Genomic DNA, 22,365 nt, shown 5'->3' with positions numbered 1-22,365 from the left:
ACTCATTGCCCTTGTATCCATCGCCGTCATAACCATATATAATGACGGCACACTTAATTGGGCGATACTTCATTAGGCAAGATTTTATTATAAAGTTATTAGGCAATCGTTTATTGGACTGCCTTAAATGAAACCGTAATCAGCCAAATAATGAATAAGCAGCGAGTAAAGCGCTGTCATGCGTACTAATTATCGAATATTTCCATAGGTCAAAAAATTATGTTATCAAAGATTATAGGCAGTGTGGTTGGCACCAAAAATGACCGCGAATTAAAACGCATGCGCAAAGTGGTCAGCAAGATCAACGCACATGAGGCGACGATACAAGCCCTGTCTGATGAGCAATTACAACAAAAAACCGAAGAGTTTAAAGCAAGACACCAAAATGGTGAAAGCTTAGATGCATTATTACCGGAAGCGTTTGCGGTTTGCCGCGAGGCATCGCTACGTGTCAATGGCATGCGCCACTACGATGTGCAGCTGATCGGTGGTCTCACCTTGCACGAAGGCAAAATTGCTGAGATGAAAACCGGTGAAGGTAAAACCTTGATGGGTACCTTGGCGATGTATCTCAACGCTATCAGTGGCAAAGGCGTCCATCTGGTCACGGTCAACGATTATTTGGCGGCACGTGATGCGGAATTAAACCGCCCGTTGTTTGGCTTTTTGGGTATGACGGTCGGCGTTATTTATTCGCAGCAGCCGCCACAAGAAAAGATCGACGCCTATCAAGCGGATATCACCTACGGTACCAATAACGAATATGGCTTTGATTATCTACGCGATAACATGGTGTTTAGTTTAGGCGAAAAAAAGCAGCGCTCATTAAACTTTTGTATTATCGATGAAATTGACTCTATCTTAATCGATGAGGCGCGTACGCCGCTGATTATTTCGGGTCAAGCCGAAGATTCTTCACGTATGTATGCATTGATTAATACTATTATTCCGGTGCTAATTCGTTCAAAAGATGAAGAAGCCAATAAGAATAACGAAGAAGAAGATTTTTGGATTGATGAAAAGAACCGTCAGATCGAGATTAGCGAAAAAGGCTATGAAAAAATTGAGCGTTTCCTAATCGAAGTGGGCGAGCTGGGCGAAAACGAAAGTTTATATAGCCCAAGCCGTTTGCCGCTATTGGCACACGTCCAAGCCGCCATTCGCGCCCATCATGTCTTTGTCAAAAACGTCCATTATATTGTCGATGATGGCGAAGTGGTCATCGTTGATGAAAACACTGGTCGTACTATGCCAGGTCGTCGTTGGTCAGAAGGGCTGCATCAAGCGGTCGAAGCCAAAGAAAACGTCGAGATTCAAGCAGAGAACCAAACGCTGGCAACCACCACGTTCCAGAACTATTTCCGTCTCTATGACAAATTGTCTGGTATGACCGGTACGGCTGATACCGAAGCGGCAGAGTTCAAATCAACGTATGACCTAGACGTCATCGTGATCCCAACCCATGAGCCCATTGCGCGTATCGATATGGATGACCAGATTTTCTTGACCAAGTTAGGAAAATATAAAGGCATCATTCGCGAGATTAAAGACATTCAAGCCAAAGGTGCGCCAGTATTGGTTGGTACGGCGACGATTGAAGCCAGCGAAGAATTGTCGTACTTACTGGATCAAGAAGGCGTCAAGCATAACGTGCTAAACGCCAAGCAGCATGAGCGTGAAGCCGAAATTATCGCTCAGGCAGGTAGTCCAAAATCGGTCACCATCGCCACCAACATGGCCGGTCGTGGTACTGATATTATCCTTGGTGGTAACTGGCAGTCGTTTATCGAAGACATTGATTCGGTCAGCCCAGAAGAGATGAAACGCTTGAAGGCAGAATGGCAAGTCAAACATGACCAAGTCGTTGCGGCTGGTGGTTTGCATATCATTGGTTCTGAGCGCCATGAATCACGCCGTATTGATAATCAGCTACGTGGTCGTGCCGGTCGTCAAGGTGACCCTGGCATGTCGCGCTTCTTCTTATCGCTCGAAGATGACTTGATGCGTATCTTCGCCGGTGACCGCGTTGTCAATATGATGCGCGCCATGGGACTCAAAGAAGACGAAGCCATTGAGCACAAAATGGTCTCCAAATCGATCGAAAACGCGCAAGGCAAAGTTGAGAGCCGCGATTTTGATGCGCGTAAAAATCTCCTCAAGTATGATGATGTTGCCAATGAGCAGCGTAAAGTGATCTATGGTCAGCGCGATGATTTGCTCGCAGATATGGATCTGTTAGAGGCCATTGAAGTCATGCATCATGAAGTTTATAACGCCATGATTAGCCAATTTATCCCACCAGGTTCTATCGATGACCAATGGAATGTTGATGGATTGGAAGATGAGCTTGAGGATGAGTTTAAGATATCAATGCCGATTAATGATTGGCTAGATGAAGATCGCCGCCTAGATGAAGAAGGGCTACGCGCCAAAATCATTCAGACAGCACTGGATCATTATCATGGTCGCCGTGAGCAAATGGGTGAAAAAGATGCCGCCCAGCTTGAGCGTCATTTTATGCTGCAAAGCCTAGACAAGCACTGGAAAGAACATTTGACGCAAATGGATCAGCTGCGCAAAGGTATCCATCTGCGCGGTTATGCGCAAAAAAACCCTGAGCAAGAATATAAGCGGGAGTCGTTTGAGTTATTCCAAATGATGCTAGGGGCGATTAAGTCAGAGACAGTACAAGATTTATCACGTGTCCATATCCCGACCAAAGAAGAGCTGGCGGCATTAGAAACGCAGCAACGTGAGAATGCCGCGCATATGCGCATGCAATTCGAGCATGATGATATCGACAACTTAGATAGCAATGCGGACAATAATGCAGCAGAGCAGGGGCAACCACAAAATCGTAACCCTAATAGCGGCGCGGCAGGGATAGGCGCTGCGATTGGTGCTGGTAATAATGCGGATCGCAACTTTAGAATCGGTGATGAGCCGAATCCATACGCTGGTATGAATATCAGCCGTAACGCACCTTGCCCTTGTGGTTCGGGACTTAAATATAAGCAATGCCACGGCAAAATCTAAAGCGTTACCATTAGGGATAAGTAAGCCGTCCTAAAAGCGTTTTCAATGGTCGTAACAAGCCCTCATCTAACATAGATGGGGGCTTTTTTTAACGCTTATGAAAAGTATAGTCACAATCTCCTAAAAACGCGACAATAGCAGCAGTGCATGATGGTTCGATATTACTTTTCATTGACTATACTTGCTAAGTGGATAAGACTATTCAGTTAATTATTCAAACAATAAGCAATGGCTTTGTAGCGATTGTTTACAAATTCAGCATAGGCGTGAATTTATGGACACGCTATAGTGTTTAACATATTTATTTGGGAGCGTATTATGAATGTAGAATTATTAAAACAGTTGCGTACCTCTGTTGTGATGACAGGTTTATTGGCCGGTGCTCTAACGGTTGGAGCCTGTCAACAAAAGCAAGAGCCTGAGCAGAGCCTAGAAGACAACATAAGCGAAGAGCAATCTGTTCCTATGTCTGCCGAACCTGCCGAGCCCAATAATGTGATAGTCGCTCCACAAGATGCGTCAGCCAGTGAGGTAGAGGATGATACTGTTGCTTCGGTGAACGGTGGTGTGACGCAGATAAACTATCTGTGTGCTCCTGAGTTGCAAGTTGCAGCAACTTATAAAGATACCGATAACCAAGTGGTCATTGCTACTGCTCAAGGCACAACAACCTTGATGAAAACCAATGACGCTAGCAATCCTGAAGTTTTTGAAGCAAAGACTGCTATGGATGGTGGAGAAGGTTTTGTGCAGTGGCGTGTGGCACACGAAGCGCGTGAAACGGGCGTGATGCGCACAGCAGGTGCAGATGCCGCTAATGTGAACACTTATGAATGTAAGAAAACATCATAATCAATAAGCAAGCAATCAAGAAAAAAGCAACGTTGTCGTTGCTTTTTTTATATCTGATTTTTGAGTTATAGTCAAAATATCCTAAAAACGCGACGGTATTGCTGATATCAATTTTTTATTAACGGTCTATTTCTTTTGAATAGGGCTGCGCTCATGTTCCAAAAACCCTTCCTCTGTCACGTCTAGCTCTTCATGCTTAAGTGTGACTTCGATATTGTCAGTATGGGTGTGGGTACTCTTGTTGACATCGACTTCTTGAATGACATAGGTGTCTTTAGTGATGGTCGCTACTTGACGCGATAAGATAATCTCAATGGGCGCATCACCGATTTCAACTTGCTTGCCATTGATAGTCACGACCGCCTTGCTGTCGAGCGATGGTTCAACATGGCGCAGTATGTCCTTATCATCGTAATTACCTGACAGTAAATCCTGACTTTCGGCATCATTATATTCGGTGCGGACGGTAATATATTCTTCTACCAACTCAATTGGCACTTGTATCGTCTTGGTTCGAGAGTGCTTAGTGACCGTGACCTTACCCACATCCAAGCGTTCTTTGTTAACGACAGGACGTTCTTCCAGTAACTCTAAACGCCCGCCATTGGCTTTTTGATTCAAGGTAGCCAATGGCTCTCTATCATGTTCAGGAGCAGGAAGTTTGTTTTCAGCACTATGATCAGCAATAGGCGGATTGGTATCGGTTGTTAGGGTTTCATTATTATTATTGGCTGTCATCTTAATCTTCCTTATTATTAAATAGATTTCAAAAATATTTTATTAAAGATTTCTTTTTCATTAAAGGTTTCTTAATGATTATAAAACATCAGGGTTATCAATTACTGTTAACTTGATTATACAACTTGTCATCATTATAAAACTCGCCACAAAGTACGCTGAATTATAAAAATATGAGTTAGGATGTGTCATCAATTAGCACATTGATACATTTAATGGTCTTAACATGGCTAAATTTAGCCAAACATCGTCAGAAATCTTGTCGATATGTTCATATTTATGGCAATTCATTCCTTGTTTGGCTGCAATTTTCCTCATTTTAAGCCTCACGATCTAAATGATGACACGCACTGACATAAAAAAAGACCAGAGAGAAACTCTGATCTTTATGAACTGAATGACATATTTAGCTGCTATTAACAGCCATTTAATGCTTATCTACTTAATGAATCTAGTTTTCAGCATCAAGTGACCGTTGTTGTATATTGTGTGCCACAAGTTACATGCCACGGGCGCGGCGTACATCTTCAGCAGTGATACCGTCACGGTCGACAATATTGCCTTCACGATCAACCACATTACCATCACGGTCAATATCTAGCTCTTCACGCTGAATGGTCTCAACGATAGTCTCAGTATGACGCTCAGTTGTTTTACCAACGTTCACTTCTTCAGAAACGTAGGTTTCTTTACCAACGCGGGCACGTTCTGCTGAGAGCTCTACTTCGATGCTTTCATTGCCATTCACATCACCGATATGACGATCAGTAGGGCGGTCAACATTGGTACGCTCGATGTTGGCATGCTCTTCTTCTAGTTCAACATCTACATTACGTTCTTCGGTCACGACATGCTTACCGACTTTTACTAAACCGGCGACGATGCGATCTTTATTAACGGTCAGACGTTCTTCTAGCAGCTCAAGCGTGTTTGGGGCTTCGTAGTTGTGCTCAGCAATTTCCATACGCTCTTCTGTTGGTACGCTGTCAGCAACGAACGATTGACGATCTTTTTCGTACTGCTCTTTATAGCTATACTGATAGTCGTGGTCATAAACGTCCATTGCTTCTACTTGCGCTTGCGTTAGGCTATCAAAGAACACGTCATCACCAACGATACGAGCTAAACCTGCTGGTACCAATACTTCTTTTGAGCTAAACCAACCGCCTGCATCGACGATTAAGTAACGAATACGACCAGTCGTATCTTCTACTAGCGCGCCGTCAATTTTACCGATTTTTTCTTCATTAACGCCATAGGCTGTTTTGCCCGTTGGATCATAATAATCATCACCGATAAGATCACGGTGGGTAGCTTGGATATCTTTTAAACGAATTAGTTGGCTCATTATTATCTTCCTTTTATATGAGTAAATGACTAGGGCGTGTCCTCAATTCAACCGATAGCAATCTAAATGGGCTAAAAATGGTTAAATCTTGCCAAACATCATCAAATAGCTAGGTAATATCTCGATATTATCTGCACTGTTTTCCTTGTTTGACTGCAATTTACCTCATTTTTATCACCATTTTTAAAATGAGGACACGCCCTAATGGTTTTTAAAATAATTAAATTTTTGATCTGATAAAAACTTTTTCAAAATTAGTCGGTAATAGACTATATAGCGCTAAACAGCTGTTACCTTAACTTGTATTTATCCTAACATCATGATTTTGGATGAGATATATGAGCAAGGTAGCAAAGTGTGAGCTTGAAGTAATTGCGTGTAAGAGGCTGTAAAGGGAACGACAGATATATATATTTGAGTTAAGGATTTCTTACCGAAAAGAACACAATCCGTTTTCAAGAAATGTTATGTATAAAAAAACCGCAGAGCGCTAAGCAATGCGGTTTTATAAAGCGAAGCATTAGAATTTTAATTACAGTCTGCTTTTAAATAACCTGACTGTCTTCTAAATAACCTGACTGTCTTCTAAATAATCTAATTCTCTTTTAAGTAATGAGGCTTAGTTTTACCAATCGATAATTAAGGCAGTTCGATAGCCACGGCTACTGCTTCACCGCCACCGATACATAGGGTGGCAACGCCTTTCTTACCGCCAGTACGCTGTAAAGAGTTGATCAGGGTAATTAGGATACGTGCGCCAGAGCAGCCAACTGGATGGCCAAGGGCACAAGCACCGCCTTCAATGTTTACTTTGGCATGCTCAATGTTTAGCTCATCCATTGCAGCCATGGTCACCATCGCAAAGGCTTCATTGATTTCCCATAGATCAACATCGGCTACTGACCAGCCTGCACCGGCTAATACTTTTTCGATTGCGCCAATAGGTGCAATGGTAAATTCGCTTGGATGACGCGAGTTCGAAGCCGTTGCCACAATACGTGCTTGATAATCAAGGCCTTCAGATTTTGCTTGCGACTCTTTCATAACTACGACAGCAGCAGCGCCATCTGAGATTGAGCTGGCATTGGCGGCGGTAATCGTACCATCTTTAGCAAAGGCTGGGCGCAACGTAGGAATGCGCTCTGCATTGGCAAGACCGGGCTGTTCATCGGTGTCGACGGTTTGCTCGCCTTTACGCGTCTCAAAAGTAACGGGTTCAATCTCATTTTTGAAATGATCGTCTTTAATAGCAGTGAGGGCGCGATTCAGCGACTCAATGGCAAAGTTATCCATTTGCTCACGGGTATAGCCTTTTTCAATGGCCATTTCTTGGGCGAATTGACCCATTAGTTTACCCGTTTCGGCATCTTCTAAGCCGTCTAGGAACATATGATCCTTGACTTCTTTATGGCCCATACGATAGCCACCACGTGCGCCTGGCATAATATAAGGAGCATTGGTCATGGATTCCATGCCGCCCGCAACTGCGACATCGAAGCTGCCCGCTTTGATACCGTCATGTGCTTGCATCACAGCTTTTAGACCTGAACCACAAAGTTTATTGATAGTGACAGCGCCGGTGGCATCAGATAGACCAGCTTTACGCATGGCTTGACGCGCAGGGCCTTGACCCAAACCCGCTGTCAAAATACAGCCCATAATTACTTCGTCAATCTTGTCCGCGCTAACACCAGAGCGAGCAACAGCGGCTTTAATGGCTGTTGCGCCTAGGTCGGTTGCACTGACGTCTTTTAAAGCGCCTTGGAAGCCGCCCATTGGGGTACGTGCGCCGTTTAAAATTACAATTGCATCATTTGACATTATTGTTGTTCCTTTTCATTTGTTTTAATAAAAGTCTGTGTGTTTAAACAAAAAAACGCGACTAAAATCATTTCTGTTAACGATAATATAAGTACGGCTGGATTTTATTCAAGGTTAAAACAATGGCTCATGAATGTGACTACAGTATTATCTATAGCAAAGTCTTAAAAGACTAAAATCAGCCATTATTAAAAACCAGTGATAAGCTTCTAACTTAAGCAAGCTCATCCAAACGAATGCGAACCACTTTATCGGTAATGGTGTTTAGCTTTTCAATTTTTTCAATGGCCAGATTCATCTGACTCTCGACCACTGGTAGCGTCAAGATAATGACGGGTACTTGACCCAGCTTATGCGCAGGCTTTTGTAAAATAGCATCGATGTTGATACCGGCATCGCTAAGTATACGAGTGATATCAGCCAATACGCCAGGATTGTCAAAAGCATGAACGCGTAAATAATAGCCCGTGATCATCTGCTCAGCACGCAAGATAGGCGTATCTGATAGTTGTTCAGGAATAAAAGCTAAGTGCGGCACATGGTGGCCGTGGTTGTTTTGATTACTGTTGCTTTGATCGTCGTTGTCCTTGCTGCCCAATACCCGAACCAAGTCCATCACATCTGCCATTACTGCAGACGCCGTAGCACCAGCGCCAGCGCCATCACCACAATATAGCGTCTGCCCAAGCGGGTGCGAATTGACCAACACCGCATTTTTTACGCCATTCACATTTGCTAGTAGCGCATCTTGAGGAATCAGTGTGGGGTGAACGCGTAGCTCAATACCTGCATCGTCGCCATTGCTGCCTCCGCTATCACGGCGCACCGCAAAGCCTAAGTGTTTGATACGATAACCAAGCTCTTCGGCATAGTTGACGTCTTGTAAGGTGATACCAGTAATGCCTTCACAGTAGACTTTATCAAACTGTAGCGGAATACCAAAAGCAATCGAGGCGAGGAGGGCCAGTTTGTGCGCTGCATCAATGCCTTCGACATCAAAAGTAGGATCTGCTTCGGCATAACCCAGCTCTTGCGCCTCACTCAGCACGTCTGCAAACGGACGACCTTTATCGCGCATTTCGGTCATGATAAAGTTGCCAGTACCATTAATGATACCCGCCAACCAATTGATTTTATTAGCAGCCAATGCTTCACGCATCACTTTGATGATTGGAATACCACCTGCGACCGCCGCTTCATAAGCGACGTGGACATTATTGGCTTCAGCGAAAGCAAAAATCTCATTGCCGTGCTCAGCCAATAAGGCTTTATTTGCTGTCACCACATGTTTGCCGTTTTTGATGGCGTGCATGATGACGTCTTTTGCGAGGGTAGTACCGCCGATCACTTCGATGACGATATCGACATTGTCACTGGCAGCAATGGCCATCAAATCACTGTTTTGCATAATATCGGGATCGATATCATCACGCTGACGGCGCGTACCGACTTCGGTAATAATAATATCGCGTCCACTACGGCGTTTTAGCTCATCTAAATTATCATTGATTAAGTTGATCACGCCCGTTCCGACGGTGCCCAGACCAAGTATCGCTAGTTTGATGGAGTTGCTCACAGTATCCTCAAAAGGTTAAATATAGTGCAGCAATGACCAGCTGTTACGGTATCAGATGCGCTTACGGTACTAAACGTACGGTCTGCGCTCATCTTCCTAATGTCAGTCTTGCCATTGCTTCACTATAGTGGGATAAAAAATGCTTAGATAAAAAAGTATGTGGCTGATGTTGCCTTGCGCTTTATCGTATCATACCGACAAGCGCTTGTGACGTCTACTCAATGTCGCTGTGGTCAACAATATCAAAAATATATAACAGCTACTGAATCAATCGCTCGCGTTTAATTCAGTAGCTTAGGTTCAATAGCCTGCGTTCGCTTAGATAGCACCAACTGCTTGAGCCAACTCGGCGGCTGGGAGATAACCACCTACTTGTTCGCCTGCTTCAGTAAATATCGCTGGCGTACCACGCACACCAAGTCTTGCGCCCAATGCCATATGCTCTTGCACCGGATTGCTACAGCTAGGCCCTTGGATATCTGCGCCTATTTTGGCCTGATTCATGGCAGCATTGCGATCCTCACTGCACCAAATCGCCTCCATTTTAGGCACTGATTCTTGACTACGTGGCCATGCGAGATAACGTACCTCGATACCGCGTGCATTGATGTCATTCATCTCTGAATGCAGCTTACGACAATAGCCACAGTCAGCATCGGTAAAGGCGTAGACCACAGCCTTGGTTTCACCTTTTGCAGGATAAATAATCATCTCGCTTTTATCGACGGCTTTTAGCGCTTCTTGCGCAGTACCAGCGACTAAGGCGGCGCTAATATCGACGGGGGCAGCGTCACCAACCGCAATGATTTGTCCTTGAATAATATGCTTGCCGGATTTGTCGGTAAAAAAAGCAGGCAGCCCTTCAGCGGTGACCCAATAGATATCATCCATATCAGTCGGCACGGCGGAGATAATTTTTTCTTCAATGCCAGAGGCGTTTAAGTTGGCTTGTAGTGCTTTGACCACAGCAGCGTCGCTTTCAGTCGTGATTGGGGCAGTGCTGGTTTTGGCTTGAGCGCTATTAACCACGCTAGCATTAGTACTGGTGGCATCGGCGGCATTGTTTGAGCAGCCAGCCGCGACGATGACCAATAAGGCACTCATCATGACCCGAGATAAATGGTTGCGTGAAAAATTAGCAGCAGTCGGCACGGCTTTCGAAAAAGGAGAGAAGGACATAGGGTGTTTCCTTTAGGCAGTCACGCCTAATCAAGGGTTCATAATAAAAGGGCTTTGTATGGTCTCTGACCCATCATGACGAGTAGGTCGTGTGGTAAGAAGGGCGACATTGGCTGGTTTTATCGCATTTATCAATCATAAAGGATAAGTAATCATATACGCTATATTAACATAATTTTTTTAATAACCTCTAAAGGCTATTTTTATACCCATCATAAACATAATGCATCGATGGCGGTTAAATTTGGAAAAATAAAATACATTTGTACTATTTAATATCGTCGCACCTATAGGTAGTCTACTGCTTATAATCACTTTTTATGATGACATCACTATTATGTTGCAACATTTATTTTGAAGTACTGTCATTTTGAAACATTTACTAATCTAAGCGAATTTATACTAAGGAGTGCGTATGGCAGGTGCCAGTTTATTAACCCTACTTGATGATATCAGTGTAATACTCGATGACGTTTCGGTCATGACCAAGGTGGCCGCCAAAAAAACCGCAGGGGTGCTAGGTGATGACTTAGCCCTGAATGCGGAGCAGGTAACAGGGGTCAAAGCCAATCGCGAGTTACCAGTGGTTTGGGCCGTCGCTAAAGGTTCATTCATCAATAAGCTCATTTTAGTACCGGCCGCGTTATTAATCAGTACCATTTATCCACCCTTGGTGACGTTTTTGCTGATGTGTGGCGGGCTATTCTTAGCCTATGAAGGCGCTGAAAAGGTCATTCATAAGTTTTGGCCTCACGTCTTACCACACGACGAGGAGCAAAATGCCCGTCGGCAAGCCAATGCGGATGAAACCATCGATCTTGTTGCTTTTGAAAAAGAAAAAATCAAAGGCGCTATTCGGACAGATTTTATTTTGTCTGCTGAGATTATCGTCATTGCCTTAGGCTCAGCTGCAGGGGCAAGCTTGCTAGAAAAAAGCTTGGTACTCTCCATTATTGCGATAGCAATCACGGTTGGGGTATATGGCTTGGTTGCTGGTATCGTCAGAATGGATGATGCGGGTCTTTATCTGATGAAAAAATCAGGCAGTGTCACACAAAAAGTCGGTGAATTTTTGGTATCGGCGGCACCCAAGCTGATGAAGTTTTTAACTATCGCTGGGACATTGGCGATGTTCTTAGTCGGTGGTGGTATTCTGGTACACGGTATCGACTTTTTGCATCATGAAGTCGAAGACTTGGCGCATCTGACTGGCATATTTGAAAGTGCGACGACGATGCTGTTAAATGGTTTGGTCGGCTTGGTAGTAGGTGTGATCATGGTTGGCATTATGACGATGATTGGCAAAATACGCGGTAAGGATAAAGACGCTTCTTCTGCGCATTAAAGCGCTATAGTCAGAGCACTTTTAAATCGCTACAGTGTTACACGCCCTAGATGTACTCAGTGTACTATCTGCGGTCGGTCGCCTTGTAGCGATTCTAAAATTCCTTGCCTATACATTAAATATAATGGATATAAGCGATCACTTTTAAGACTTAAAGAATCCTATAGAATAAAAAAGCCCCAAAGTTGCTGACAACTTTGGGGCTTTTGCTTTTGGGCTCTACAATTAGCTTTCGCTGTCTGACTCACCAGACTCTAGCTTTTCAGCTTGCGTTGGCTTTTTATGGTCAGTCTTTGGCTTACGGCTGCGCGCCTTTGGTACTTTTGGCGTGGTTAAATTAAACATACCTGTTTGTGGCAATAGTTGCTCCGCCACATTCTCAATCATGTTTTTATAACTGGCAATCGTGGTTTTTGACTTAGCTGCCTGACTTTCTTCTTTAGTCAGTTGCTCCACTATAGGCTGCTCAGTTTCTGCTTGCTCAGCCTCAACATCTTTGACATCAGCAGTTTTATTGTCAATGCCATTATCATTGTCATTGCTGCTGGCATTTGCCTCTTCTAGCGCTTGTTCTGCTTTTAGCAGTTGTTCGCTCTCAGCAGTGATATTGTCTGTCTGTGCTTCACTGGTCAAAGCAGTAGCTTCGACTTTGTGCGCATCAACGTCGTTACCAGCTTGCTTAGAGTCAGTGACTGGCTCGCTAGCGGTCATGGTTGGCTGCGCTGCTTGCTCATCAGCAATAGTGAGTACCGCTGGTTCCTGATAATCAGGATGTTGACCGCGTGGATCGTTGCTGGCACGTTTGCCAATAGCACGTGGCTCAACGGCTGTTTTGCCTTGCGCTGCCGCAAACTGACTGACCGCTTGCGTCATCGCTTCAAAGCGGGCAAGGTAATCTGCGGATAAAGGTTGATAGCCGTAGTTGCTAAAGTCAAAGTGACGAGTGGCAAAGTCATTGTCGCCGCCTTTGCTCGCGCTTGAATCGCCTTCAACGCTAGCGCCATCACCAGCCGGTTGGGCTTGCTGTGTATGTGCTTCGATAGCAGCAATAAAGCAGCTGATGACGCCGTCATTTTTTAAACGACTTTCTGCATCGGTTAATGCCTTACGAACAAAGTCACCAACTGTACCACGAATGCTTGGTGCGCTTGTTACTACTTGCTCAGTTGCTTGCGGCTGCTCAGCAGATTGCGCTTGCTGACTACGAACGACACGTGGGTCATTGCTCGCTTGCCCGAACTTCTTAGCTGTCACGTAGCGTTTGGCAAACAATGCGTCATGCGTCAGCTCAAGCGCTGAGTTACTAGGGTTGCTAGTATCCGTCGCGGGCGTAGTTGCATTGCCGTCGTCAGTTTTTTGTGCGCTTGGTGCTGCTGCTACGCTAGCTGCCTCAGTAGTGACTGGCTTCTGACTATCCGCTTGACTGTCAACACTGTTTTTAGACGCTGTTTGCTCATCTACCGATGCTGTTTTGTCATTGACTTTACGGTCGTCTGTAGGTGCAGCCTGTTGCACCGGATCTGCCGTAGTGCTCACTTCTGCATCATTGCTTTTGCCAGTATTGGCTTGGGTATTGCCTTTTTGCGTCTCACTAACAGACTCATTATCCTGTTTAGCGTTACTTTTTATATCAGCGCTTTTTTCTGCAGTGATTTTTTCTTCAGCGCTTTTCACCTGAGCACTTTTCTGACTGGTAACGTGCTGACTGGTACCGTGCTCATTCGTACCATGCTTGTCAGTATTTTTCACCGCGCTATTTTGCTGGTGGACACTTTCTTTAGCAGCGTTCTGCTGAGTATGACTATTGTCTGTACGCTCTTTCGCTGCTTCGTCTTTCGTCGTATCGCGCGCGGAGCTTTGTTCTTCAGCTGACTGACGAGTTGTCTGTGTAGACTTGCTGTCATCTAAGGATAAGTGCACCACTTCTGGTGTCTTAAGCTCATTGGTTGCTTCATTGACCTGTAGCACTACTTCGTTAGGGTCTTGGTTTCGGCGTGTGCTTGATTGGTTCTTGCTAGCGCTGGTAGCCGTTTGCTGAGCGTTTTGCTTAACATTGTCAGCTGTTAGTGTATCGCCGCGCTCAAGCTTGCCGCGTGAGGCACGCTGAGCGTTCGACTTACGTTTAGTGCGAGTCTGCTCGTCTGCTGCCGCTGCCTCGTTACTGTCTTTTTGCTCAGTATCATCGCGATTGCTGTCGTTACGCCCGTTGTTATTACTATTACGGTTGCTATCTTGACGATTATTGCGATTACGATCGCTAGAGCGTCTATTGCTATTGTCCTGCTGACGTTTGTCTTGGCTACTATCAGCTGACTTGTCATCAGTATTGGTTGCAGCGCTGCTATCGGCATTATTGTTGGCTGCATCATCATTGCTCGTCTCGTCACGCTGCTCTTTTCTTTGATGCGGCTTAGAAGATCTTGATTTGCGCGGCTTACGTCTTCTTCTATCCTCAGCATTGTTGTCGTCACTGTCATTATCACTGTCCGTGTTGCGACGTGCTTGCTGACGGTTAGCGTTGGTATTCGACGCTTGGTTATCGCTTTTTTGGCTGCTCTCTGGTTGAGTCGTTTGCGATGTGCTCTGGGCATTGCCAGTCAACGCACTGTTATCAACTTGTCCGAAAGAGCCTAAACTTTGCCCACCATTGTTTACGAGGGCTTCGATGGCTTCTGCGGCATCACGACTACTGACACTATTGGTTGTTTGCGCCTGCGGGGCTTGTGCAAATAGATTCGACAACCATGCCACAGCTTGCGGCTGCACAGTCGTTGCAACACTAGCAGCTTGAGTGGTTACAGGCGCGGCAACGCTCGCTTTATTGTCTTGTGGTGCACGTGCTGACACAGCGTTATTGGCGTTCGTATTCGTATTATTACGACGCTCATTGCTATGACTGACGGTGCTAGTCTGCTGTTGCTCAGTTGCGCTTGGGGCAGTAGTAGGTGCGCGGTTAGCTGCTTGGCTTGTGGCGCTATTGTCTGCTACTTGACGTGGCTGGCGGGTCGGCTGCTGCTCGGGACGCTCTTTCTCAGCAGTTTGCCAGTCAACCTCGTAGCCAAGATCACTATGTTCTTGGGCAGTATCCGTAATACGCTCGTAGCTTGAAGGCGCAAAGCCATCACGGTTAAAGTGTAGCTTAAAGTTTGGTGACTCTAAATGCGCGTGCGGCAAGATGGTGATACGCGTACCACTGTCTTGCTCAAGATAAACTAAGGCATCGCGCTTTTCATTTAATAAGAAAGCTGCGATATCAGTCGGTACTTCGGCTTGCACTTCACCTTGACGCTCTTTTAGCGCAATTTGTTCAATCTGACGCATAATCGATAGTGACAGCGAGCGCAAGTCACGAATCATACCGTTGCCATGACAGCGCGGGCAGATATAACCCGTCGACTCTTCTAATGACGGACGCAGACGCTGACGGCTCATCTCCATCAGACCAAACTTAGAGATATCCCCAAATTGCACGCGCGCGCGGTCATATTTGGTGGCATCAATCAGACGTTTTTCCACTTCTTTTTGGTGCTTATTGTCATTCATGTCAATGAAGTCAATGACAATTAAGCCGCCCATATCACGCAGACGCAATTGACGAGCAATCTCGTCTGCGGCTTCTAAGTTGGTATGATAAGCCGTCTCAGCGACATCTGAGCCTTTGGTCGACTTGGCTGAGTTGATATCGATAGAGACCAAGGCTTCAGTTTGATCGATAACGATTGAGCCGCCTGATGGCAGGCGCACTTCACGCTGATAGGCAGTTTCGATTTGTTTTTCGATATTAAAGCGCGAAAACATCGGCTCATAATCGGTATATTTACGCAGTTTTTCAGCTTGTTTTGGCATGACCGCATCGATGAAGCCTGCCGCTTCTATATAAGCGTTTTCGTTATCGATCCAAATCTCAGCAATGTCATCGCGTAGATAATCACGCACGGCACGAGTAACAACGCCCGCTTCTTGATGTACCAAGCGCGGTGATGGATATTTTTGGTTTTGCTCTTGGATGGCTTGCCAGATATTGAGCAGATGGTTTAAATCGTGTTGCAAATCTTCTTGAGTTTTACCAATACCAGCAGTACGAATAATGACGCTCATGCCTTTTGGCAAGTCAAGCCCGCCTAGCATGCGTTTCATATCTTCGCGCAATTTGCCCGAGATTTGACGCGAGATACCGCCGCCACGAGGGTTATTTGGCATCAATACCAGATAACGTCCGGCTAATGACACATAAGTCGATAGGGCAGCGCCTTTATTACCGCGCTCTTCTTTTTCGACTTGGACGATGAGCTCATCACCTTCTTTGATGAGTTTTTTGATATTTTCGTCACGTGGATTGCCGCTTAGATATTCAGCAGAAATTTCACGAATCGGCAAAAAGCCTTGACGCTGTGAGCCATATTCGACAAACACGGCTTCAAGCGACGGCTCGACACGGGTGACGTGGCCTTTATAAATGTTAGATTTTTTTTGTTCGCGGGTACGGTTTTCTAAATCGAAATCGTAAAGATGGTTGCCTTTACATAAGGCGACACGAATTTCTTCGTTTTGAGTGGCGTTAATCAGAATGCGTTTCATACTATTATCCTATGAATACACAGGACAACGACTAATATATTGAAAAACTCTGAATGAAAAAACTTTTATGGTAAGTGGCTTTTATAACAAGCCACATTAACGATTTATTCAGACTGCCAATTGGACAGTGATCAATATAATAATAACCAAAGCAAGGAAGCGGTGGTAGCAAGGGACGCTAATATTAAGATTAGCTAAAAATACCAGATGAGAGAGCAGCGTCTTGCTCAGATAAAATTGAATAAATAAAAGAGCGTATTAAGTGGCACATATAAAAAAATTGCCTATTAATTCACAATGAATTGACTGCGTTTGAGCGTAGCAAACAGAGGGTTTTAAGTAGTTACTGATACAGGGTGTAAGGCTGTAATATTATCTACTGTCACACTTTAAGGGCCTGAAAACTACCGCTAAAATATCGACACCGACTGTCAACCGTTTTTATCGGCCTAGAGGCTTGGCGATTAACACCTTGCCATCGTAAGTTTTACCAAGATGATGAACATCTAAAGTGGTGAAGGGCATGTAATATACTTTGTAAGAGTCTATCGAAGCGCTTGCCACATGGTCACAATTCATTCGCTGTTCGGTTTATTCGCTAAACCGTTAAATTCAACGAACCTCTCAATATTGGCTCAAATCAAATCAATTGTTTTATCTATTATTTTAACTTATAACATCTATGTATTTTGGTGTCTGACCTTTAAGAGTGCCACTGCGCTGCTGCTCAGCGGGGCGTACTTGGCAAACAGAATAGTAATCGGCGAATCGCTCGATTGGGTATATATCTTTTATATGACATCTATTATATCTGTTTGACCGCCAATATTCAGGCAGCTCTAAACTCTTAATATCGGACTACCGTCACTTGCTCAACTGCGCGCGCTTGCATGATTAAAAATCAAGTCGTGGTCGTGCGTTAAATGAGTAGTTGTGTACTGCTATCGCTTGGTAAATGGGCGCACTTGCTACCATGGCCAAGACGATTGTCTTTGGTATAAATACCGTTTACTGGACGCTATGCCATATGTTAATTGGCATTTCATCCTAAAAATTAGATGATGCGTGCAAAATTAGCTTGAAGTACAATGTAGGCCTCGTTACTAGCAAGTAGTAAAGATGGCGATAAGTTGTTTGAGACAATAACGATTATTGCCGCAACCTCTGCTTAATTGGCGCTCAACATGCTAAACTATAACAAATCTTTGTGTAAATACCTAACTAAAAATGACAAACTCCAAAATGACTGACGACGCAACTACCCATGAAGCTCCTGCTATCTTCAATAGCAAAACTCGCCCGCAAAGCGCCGACGATGAGATTAGTAACTTTGAAAAGGTCAATTACCTTGAAGTCACTCGCCATCAGCACGACCAGCGCTTAGATAATTTTTTATTGAACCGCCTAAAAGGTCTGCCTAAGTCGCATATTTATAAAATGATTCGCTCAGATGAGATTCGAGTCAACAATAAGCGCTGCAAAGCACACGATAGAGTACAGCGTGAGGATGTAGTGCGTATTGCGCCAGTGGTACTGGCTACCCGTGAAAAACCCATTATCAGCACTGAATTTGCCAATAGCTTATTGGCGCGAGTGGTCTATGAAGACGATGGTCTGCTAGTGCTCAATAAGCCTTCTGGTATTGCCGTACATGGTGGCAGCGGCCTTGATTTTGGCGTTATCGAAGCCATGCGTGAAGTGACGGGTAAAAAATACCTAGAGCTGATTCATCGCATCGATAAAGATACCTCAGGTCTGCTGATGATTTCTAAGAAGCGCTCAGCGCTGAAAACTTTGCAGCAGCATCTCGTCGACAAAACCATCCAAAAGCATTATCTATGCATTGCTAAGGGTCAGCCTGCCCTGAATGAGCAACGTATCGATGCACCATTGCTACGCTATACACTGGCTAGTGGTGAGCGCCGCGTGAAAGTAGATGCGCAGGATCCTCAATCTAAAGAAAGCCAGACAGATATTATCGTGCATGGCCGTTTTATGATTGCCGGTCAGCCGGTCAGCTTAATCGAAGCGAAGCCACTAACGGGTCGTACCCATCAAATCCGGGTGCATTTGGCTCATCTGGGTCACGCTATCCTAGGTGACGATAAGTACAACGTCCATGACAAATCTGGCGTGCATCGTCTGTGCTTGCATGCATGGCGCTTAGATATTCCGGGTTATAAGACTATTACCGCACCATTACCAGATGAGATGGCTGATTGGCTACCAGAGCAAACCAAGTTGCCTGAATAAACTTAACCGTTTTGCGCTCCATGCTAAAGTGTAGCCAGTATTAAGTGTTAACCCTAAACGTCATGCTCACTTATTGATTTGTATTAATAAGTCGGCGTGACGTTTTAGTATCTGTAATAAATGCACACCATTTACTAAGGCAAATTTATGAGTGAACAGTCTGAACAGTCTGAACAGTCTGATCATGGCTTAGCTGATAAGACGCTAGTTATTTTTGATTGGGACGGTACGTTGATGGATTCAATTGGTCTAATCGTTGAGTCTATGCATGTAGCTGGAGAGGCGCATGGCTTTCACACGACTGATCAAGCAGTCAAAGACATCATTGGTCTTAGCCTGATGAACGGTATTGAGATTTTGTATCCACAGGCCAGTGACACGCAAAAGCTGGCCATTCAGCAAAGCTACGCTGACTACTATATTCCAAATAGCCATCGCACACCGTTCTTTGCCCCTACGGAGGCCATGCTAAAGACTTTGCAACAGCAGGGTCGTAAGCTTGCCGTGGCTACTGGCAAAAAGCGGCGCGGACTGGATCGCGTATTGGATGCTTCGGCAAGTCATGATTATTTTGACATTACCCGCTGTGCTGATGAGTCAGGCTCAAAACCTGATCCACAAATGCTGACCGACATCTTGAATCATACGCAGCAGCCAATATCAGGCGCGGTATTCATCGGTGACAGTATCTATGATATTCAAATGGCAAATAAGCTGGGTATGACTAGCATTGCTGTCAACTATGGTACCGCATCCAGCGCCGAACTGGCTGCTCAGTTACCCACTTATCAGGTAGAGACACCGCAAGAATTAGCGAAACTGTTGTGCGGCTAGAATCAATGTGAACAAATACATGACAGCAAAAAAGGGTGTATCGCTATTAACGATACACCCTTTTTTTTATCAACTTTTATGAAGTACTACTAATACTTTGCTATTTACTTATCAGTTGGCAACTCATGGTTAGGCTGCTCATTATCTTCGAACATATCTTCTTCTGTAAGTGGCTCATCATCAAGCAGATTAAAAGAAGATTCAATGATTTTGTCATCACTAAGCTGGTACTCATACCAATTGCCCATTACCCCAGCCAATTCATCAAGCCCTTCTTTTCTTAAGGCAGAAAACAGTTGAATGGTGCATTTAAGACCTAACTTTTTTAGTCTTTTACGGGTATTGAGTAAGGCGTTTTTAGAAGCGCCATATTTCAATTTATCCGCTTTAGTCAGCAAAATATGGACAGGTAGATCACCTTCTTTGGCCCAAAATAGCATTTGCTCATCAAAGAATTTGAGCGGATGACGAATATCTGTCATCAACACCAAACCTGCTAGGCTTGAGCGCGATACCAGGTATTCTTCCAATTCGACCTGCCATTCTTTTTTCATCTCCAGCGGCACGGCAGCATAACCATAGCCTGGTAAATCAACCAGACGTCTGTGCTTGTCACCAATACTAAAAAAGTTAATCATCTGCGTACGCCCAGGCGTCTTGGACGAGCGCGCCAACTGCCGCTGGTTGGTCAATGCATTGATAGCCGAGGACTTACCCGCGTTTGAGCGTCCTGCAAAAGCAACCTCTAACCCGACATCAGGCGGACAAAGGCGAAACGTAGGTGCTGACGTCATAAACTCAGTTTGCTGAATTCGTTGGCGCGATTTGGTATTAAACACCGCATGTTCGGCGGCGACATCTGTAAACGGGGTACTCATAAATGGCTCATTAATCTGCAAAAAATTGGATACGGTAGTGAGAGTTGGGGGTTGGCTAATCGTTCAAGCGGCGCATCGAATAAATAAAACGCGAGTGGCTAAGGCTGATAGCAATGATCGTCTCAAATTAGTGACTATTCTATACTATTAACCGTCTTACTTATTGAAATGATGGCGATTAGTCTCATATAAACGACAGCATACCATTAAAGCGTAGTAGCGCTTAGCGAAAGTTCTTTACAGCACAATAAAGGCGTTACGAAAGCCAAACTCGATTCATGTATATTAAGTCGACATATATTGTTACAATGTTTAATGAAAAACGTTTAAGATCGTATTTAACTAAGCAAATATTAAATTAAACGTCTGAAAAACACATAAGGGGGTGTCCCATGTCTTCAATCACCACACTTTTTACCAAAACCTGCCGTCTGTTAGCAGGTAGCGGCGCAGCGCTCATCCTGACAACGGCAATGACAACCAGTGCCGGTGCTGCTGATATTGCTACGACCTATAATAACTCATGTGCGGCTTGTCACGATAGTGGCGCGTTGAATGCTATCAAAAAAGGCGACAGTGCTAAGTGGCAGCAGCTCATCCAACAAAAAGGCATGCCAGCTCTGATCAACTCAGTCAAAAGTGGTATGACACAGATGCCAGCTGGCGGACTCTGTGATAACTGTAGTAATGATGACTATCGCAAGCTGATTGACTATATGAGTAAATAGCAAAACGCATAAATAGCAGGTGCCTGACCAAAATTTTAGACGGATATAATAAAGCGCTAGGGGCATACCCCTCATGCGCTTTTTATTTTTCAGGCAGTTTTCTGTGGTAGCAACAATAGAAAAACCATTGGCTACTGTGACTGAGTAGGTATTAATTAGGGATTAAGTAGGCAAATACTATAAAGTCTTGCTATAATAATCCAAAATAAACCCTGATGTTAGTAAGTACTTTCAGACTGCTTGTAACAAGTCCATAAGATATATGCTGAACTCGCTAAATAGTAGCGCGACGTATATCAATGGGCTCGTCGATGCAACCACTCTAAATAATGCTTACGCCGAGCTAGTAGGATTTGTATCAATGAAAAAGTTAATCGCTGCTGCCAGTTTATGCGTTGCAAGTTTCAGCGTACAAGCTGCTATTGTTGTTCCCGAATATGACGTTAACGCCGGCAAGCAAATTGCAGAAACAGTCTGTGCAGCTTGTCATGGTGTTGACGGTGTCAGTGTTGTTCCTGCTCAGCCTAATTTAGGCGGCCAAAATGTTAAGTATCTCTATAAGCAGTTGGTCAATTTTAAAGCAGGCTACCGCAAAAACGGTATTATGCAGTCGCAAGTGGCGAATTTGTCGCAACAAGACTTGGCCAATGTGGCAGGCTATTATGCAAGCCAAGCACCTTGGGGTGTTGGCTTCGGTAATCCAGCGACTAACCAAGAAGCGACCAAGCTGTTTTTAGGTGGTGACAAATCTCGTGGCATTATTGGTTGTGCAGGTTGTCATGGTCCAGATGCGGCCGGTAATACTTGGGCGGCGTTTCCACGTTTAGGTGGACAACACTCGCAATATATTGCGACTCAGCTAAAACTGTTCCGTGCCGCTGGCCGCGAAGATGATATCGCAAGCGATGATCAAAAGCGTGCTAACGATGCAGCGAAAGAAGGCGAAAAGGGTATGATGCAGACAGTAGCTTCTAAGCTGTCAGATCGCGATATCCGTATTTTGGCCGACTATGTGAGCGCCGTTCACTAAGTGATATTGCTTAGCGTCGGCTATATTATAAATTGGCTGTATCATAGATAGTACCTTGCTATGGAACCGTCGCTTAGGTGTCAGCCATTATTTAGTTATTAAACCCCGATTTCGGGGTTTTTTTATAACTGCTAGTCCCTTATATTAGATAGTCCCTTATATTAAACAG

The 22,365-nt window shown here is 44.6% G+C and carries 14 protein-coding genes; 7 read left to right on the top strand and 7 right to left on the bottom strand.

Going from position 1 to position 22,365, the window contains the following annotated elements; translation table 11 throughout:
• The first annotated feature begins 219 nt into the window (after positions 1 to 219).
• Entirely contained in the window at positions 220 to 3,036 is a 2,817-nt protein-coding gene (gene secA, locus CXF65_RS01615) for a preprotein translocase subunit SecA (protein WP_101210795.1), read from the top strand.
• A 318-nt stretch (positions 3,037 to 3,354) separates the two neighbouring features.
• The gene (locus CXF65_RS01610; RefSeq protein WP_101210794.1) at positions 3,355 to 3,888 is read left to right on the top strand and encodes a hypothetical protein; all 534 of its coding nucleotides are present in this window, start codon (positions 3,355 to 3,357) and stop codon (positions 3,886 to 3,888) included.
• A 126-nt stretch (positions 3,889 to 4,014) separates the two neighbouring features.
• Here CXF65_RS01610 and CXF65_RS01605 read toward each other — a convergent pair whose 3' ends face one another.
• The 5 genes from CXF65_RS01605 to CXF65_RS01585 form a co-directional block, all read right to left on the bottom strand.
• Positions 4,015 to 4,626, bottom strand: coding sequence for a YsnF/AvaK domain-containing protein (locus CXF65_RS01605; RefSeq protein ID WP_101210793.1), 612 nt, complete (start codon positions 4,624 to 4,626; stop codon positions 4,015 to 4,017).
• Between the two features lie 499 nt (positions 4,627 to 5,125).
• Positions 5,126 to 5,974: a DUF2382 domain-containing protein gene (locus CXF65_RS01600; protein ID WP_101210792.1), complete on the bottom strand. Its 849-nt coding sequence runs from the start codon at positions 5,972 to 5,974 to the stop codon at positions 5,126 to 5,128.
• A 639-nt stretch (positions 5,975 to 6,613) separates the two neighbouring features.
• Positions 6,614 to 7,795 carry a thiolase family protein gene (locus tag CXF65_RS01595; protein WP_101210791.1) on the bottom strand — a complete coding sequence of 394 codons (1,182 nt, stop codon included), beginning with the start codon at positions 7,793 to 7,795 and terminating at the stop codon, positions 6,614 to 6,616.
• A gap of 214 nt (positions 7,796 to 8,009) precedes the next feature.
• Positions 8,010 to 9,371, bottom strand: coding sequence for a homoserine dehydrogenase (locus CXF65_RS01590; protein ID WP_025651716.1), 1,362 nt, complete (start codon positions 9,369 to 9,371; stop codon positions 8,010 to 8,012).
• A gap of 318 nt (positions 9,372 to 9,689) precedes the next feature.
• A complete protein-coding gene (locus CXF65_RS01585; protein WP_101210790.1) occupies positions 9,690 to 10,550 on the bottom strand; it encodes a DsbC family protein in 861 nt (286 codons plus the stop codon).
• A 415-nt stretch (positions 10,551 to 10,965) separates the two neighbouring features.
• On the opposite strand from CXF65_RS01585, the gene CXF65_RS01580 reads away from it, so the two are divergent.
• The gene (locus CXF65_RS01580; protein WP_101210789.1) at positions 10,966 to 11,895 is read left to right on the top strand and encodes a DUF808 domain-containing protein; all 930 of its coding nucleotides are present in this window, start codon (positions 10,966 to 10,968) and stop codon (positions 11,893 to 11,895) included.
• Between the two features lie 225 nt (positions 11,896 to 12,120).
• Here the strand turns inward: CXF65_RS01580 and CXF65_RS01575 are convergent, their stop codons facing one another.
• Positions 12,121 to 16,473, bottom strand: a complete 4,353-nt coding sequence (locus CXF65_RS01575; RefSeq protein WP_101210788.1) for an Rne/Rng family ribonuclease — start codon at positions 16,471 to 16,473, stop codon at positions 12,121 to 12,123.
• A gap of 1,242 nt (positions 16,474 to 17,715) precedes the next feature.
• On the opposite strand from CXF65_RS01575, the gene CXF65_RS01570 reads away from it, so the two are divergent.
• Together CXF65_RS01570 and CXF65_RS01565 are read left to right on the top strand one after the other, a co-directional pair.
• Positions 17,716 to 18,726, top strand: a complete 1,011-nt coding sequence (locus tag CXF65_RS01570; protein ID WP_101210787.1) for an RluA family pseudouridine synthase — start codon at positions 17,716 to 17,718, stop codon at positions 18,724 to 18,726.
• Positions 18,727 to 18,873: 147 nt separating this feature from the next.
• Positions 18,874 to 19,560, top strand: coding sequence for an HAD-IA family hydrolase (locus CXF65_RS01565; RefSeq protein WP_101210786.1), 687 nt, complete (start codon positions 18,874 to 18,876; stop codon positions 19,558 to 19,560).
• Positions 19,561 to 19,664: 104 nt separating this feature from the next.
• Here the strand turns inward: CXF65_RS01565 and yihA are convergent, their stop codons facing one another.
• On the bottom strand, positions 19,665 to 20,438 hold the full coding sequence (yihA, locus tag CXF65_RS01560; RefSeq protein WP_025651710.1) for a ribosome biogenesis GTP-binding protein YihA/YsxC: 774 nt from the start codon (positions 20,436 to 20,438) through the stop codon (positions 19,665 to 19,667).
• A gap of 392 nt (positions 20,439 to 20,830) precedes the next feature.
• Between yihA and CXF65_RS01555 the strand changes: the two genes are divergently transcribed.
• On the top strand, positions 20,831 to 21,166 hold the full coding sequence (locus tag CXF65_RS01555; protein WP_101210784.1) for a c-type cytochrome: 336 nt from the start codon (positions 20,831 to 20,833) through the stop codon (positions 21,164 to 21,166).
• Between the two features lie 361 nt (positions 21,167 to 21,527).
• Positions 21,528 to 22,196, top strand: coding sequence for a c-type cytochrome (locus CXF65_RS01550; protein WP_025651708.1), 669 nt, complete (start codon positions 21,528 to 21,530; stop codon positions 22,194 to 22,196).
• Positions 22,197 to 22,365 lie beyond the last annotated feature (169 nt).

This window comes from Psychrobacter sp. Sarcosine-3u-12, from assembly GCF_002836005.1.
Taxonomy (GTDB): domain Bacteria; phylum Pseudomonadota; class Gammaproteobacteria; order Pseudomonadales; family Moraxellaceae; genus Psychrobacter; species Psychrobacter okhotskensis.
The sequence above is the reverse complement of the archived record's forward strand: the minus strand, read 5'-3'. Positions and strand labels throughout refer to the sequence as shown.

Excerpts from the sequence above, each read along its gene's own strand:
- CXF65_RS01585 (WP_101210790.1), bottom strand. The coding sequence starts at position 10,550 with ATGTCCTTCTCTCCTTTTTCGAAAGCCGTGCCGACTGCTGCTAATTTT.
- CXF65_RS01580 (WP_101210789.1), top strand. The coding sequence starts at position 10,966 with ATGGCAGGTGCCAGTTTATTAACCCTACTTGATGATATCAGTGTAATA.
- CXF65_RS01575 (WP_101210788.1), bottom strand. The coding sequence starts at position 16,473 with ATGAAACGCATTCTGATTAACGCCACTCAAAACGAAGAAATTCGTGTC.
- CXF65_RS01555 (WP_101210784.1), top strand. The coding sequence starts at position 20,831 with ATGTCTTCAATCACCACACTTTTTACCAAAACCTGCCGTCTGTTAGCA.
- secA (WP_101210795.1), top strand. The coding sequence starts at position 220 with ATGTTATCAAAGATTATAGGCAGTGTGGTTGGCACCAAAAATGACCGC.
- CXF65_RS01600 (WP_101210792.1), bottom strand. The coding sequence starts at position 5,974 with ATGAGCCAACTAATTCGTTTAAAAGATATCCAAGCTACCCACCGTGAT.
- CXF65_RS01595 (WP_101210791.1), bottom strand. The coding sequence starts at position 7,795 with ATGTCAAATGATGCAATTGTAATTTTAAACGGCGCACGTACCCCAATG.
- CXF65_RS01565 (WP_101210786.1), top strand. The coding sequence starts at position 18,874 with ATGAGTGAACAGTCTGAACAGTCTGAACAGTCTGATCATGGCTTAGCT.
- yihA (WP_025651710.1), bottom strand. The coding sequence starts at position 20,438 with ATGAGTACCCCGTTTACAGATGTCGCCGCCGAACATGCGGTGTTTAAT.
- CXF65_RS01605 (WP_101210793.1), bottom strand. The coding sequence starts at position 4,626 with ATGACAGCCAATAATAATAATGAAACCCTAACAACCGATACCAATCCG.
- CXF65_RS01610 (WP_101210794.1), top strand. The coding sequence starts at position 3,355 with ATGAATGTAGAATTATTAAAACAGTTGCGTACCTCTGTTGTGATGACA.
- CXF65_RS01570 (WP_101210787.1), top strand. The coding sequence starts at position 17,716 with ATGACTGACGACGCAACTACCCATGAAGCTCCTGCTATCTTCAATAGC.
- CXF65_RS01550 (WP_025651708.1), top strand. The coding sequence starts at position 21,528 with ATGAAAAAGTTAATCGCTGCTGCCAGTTTATGCGTTGCAAGTTTCAGC.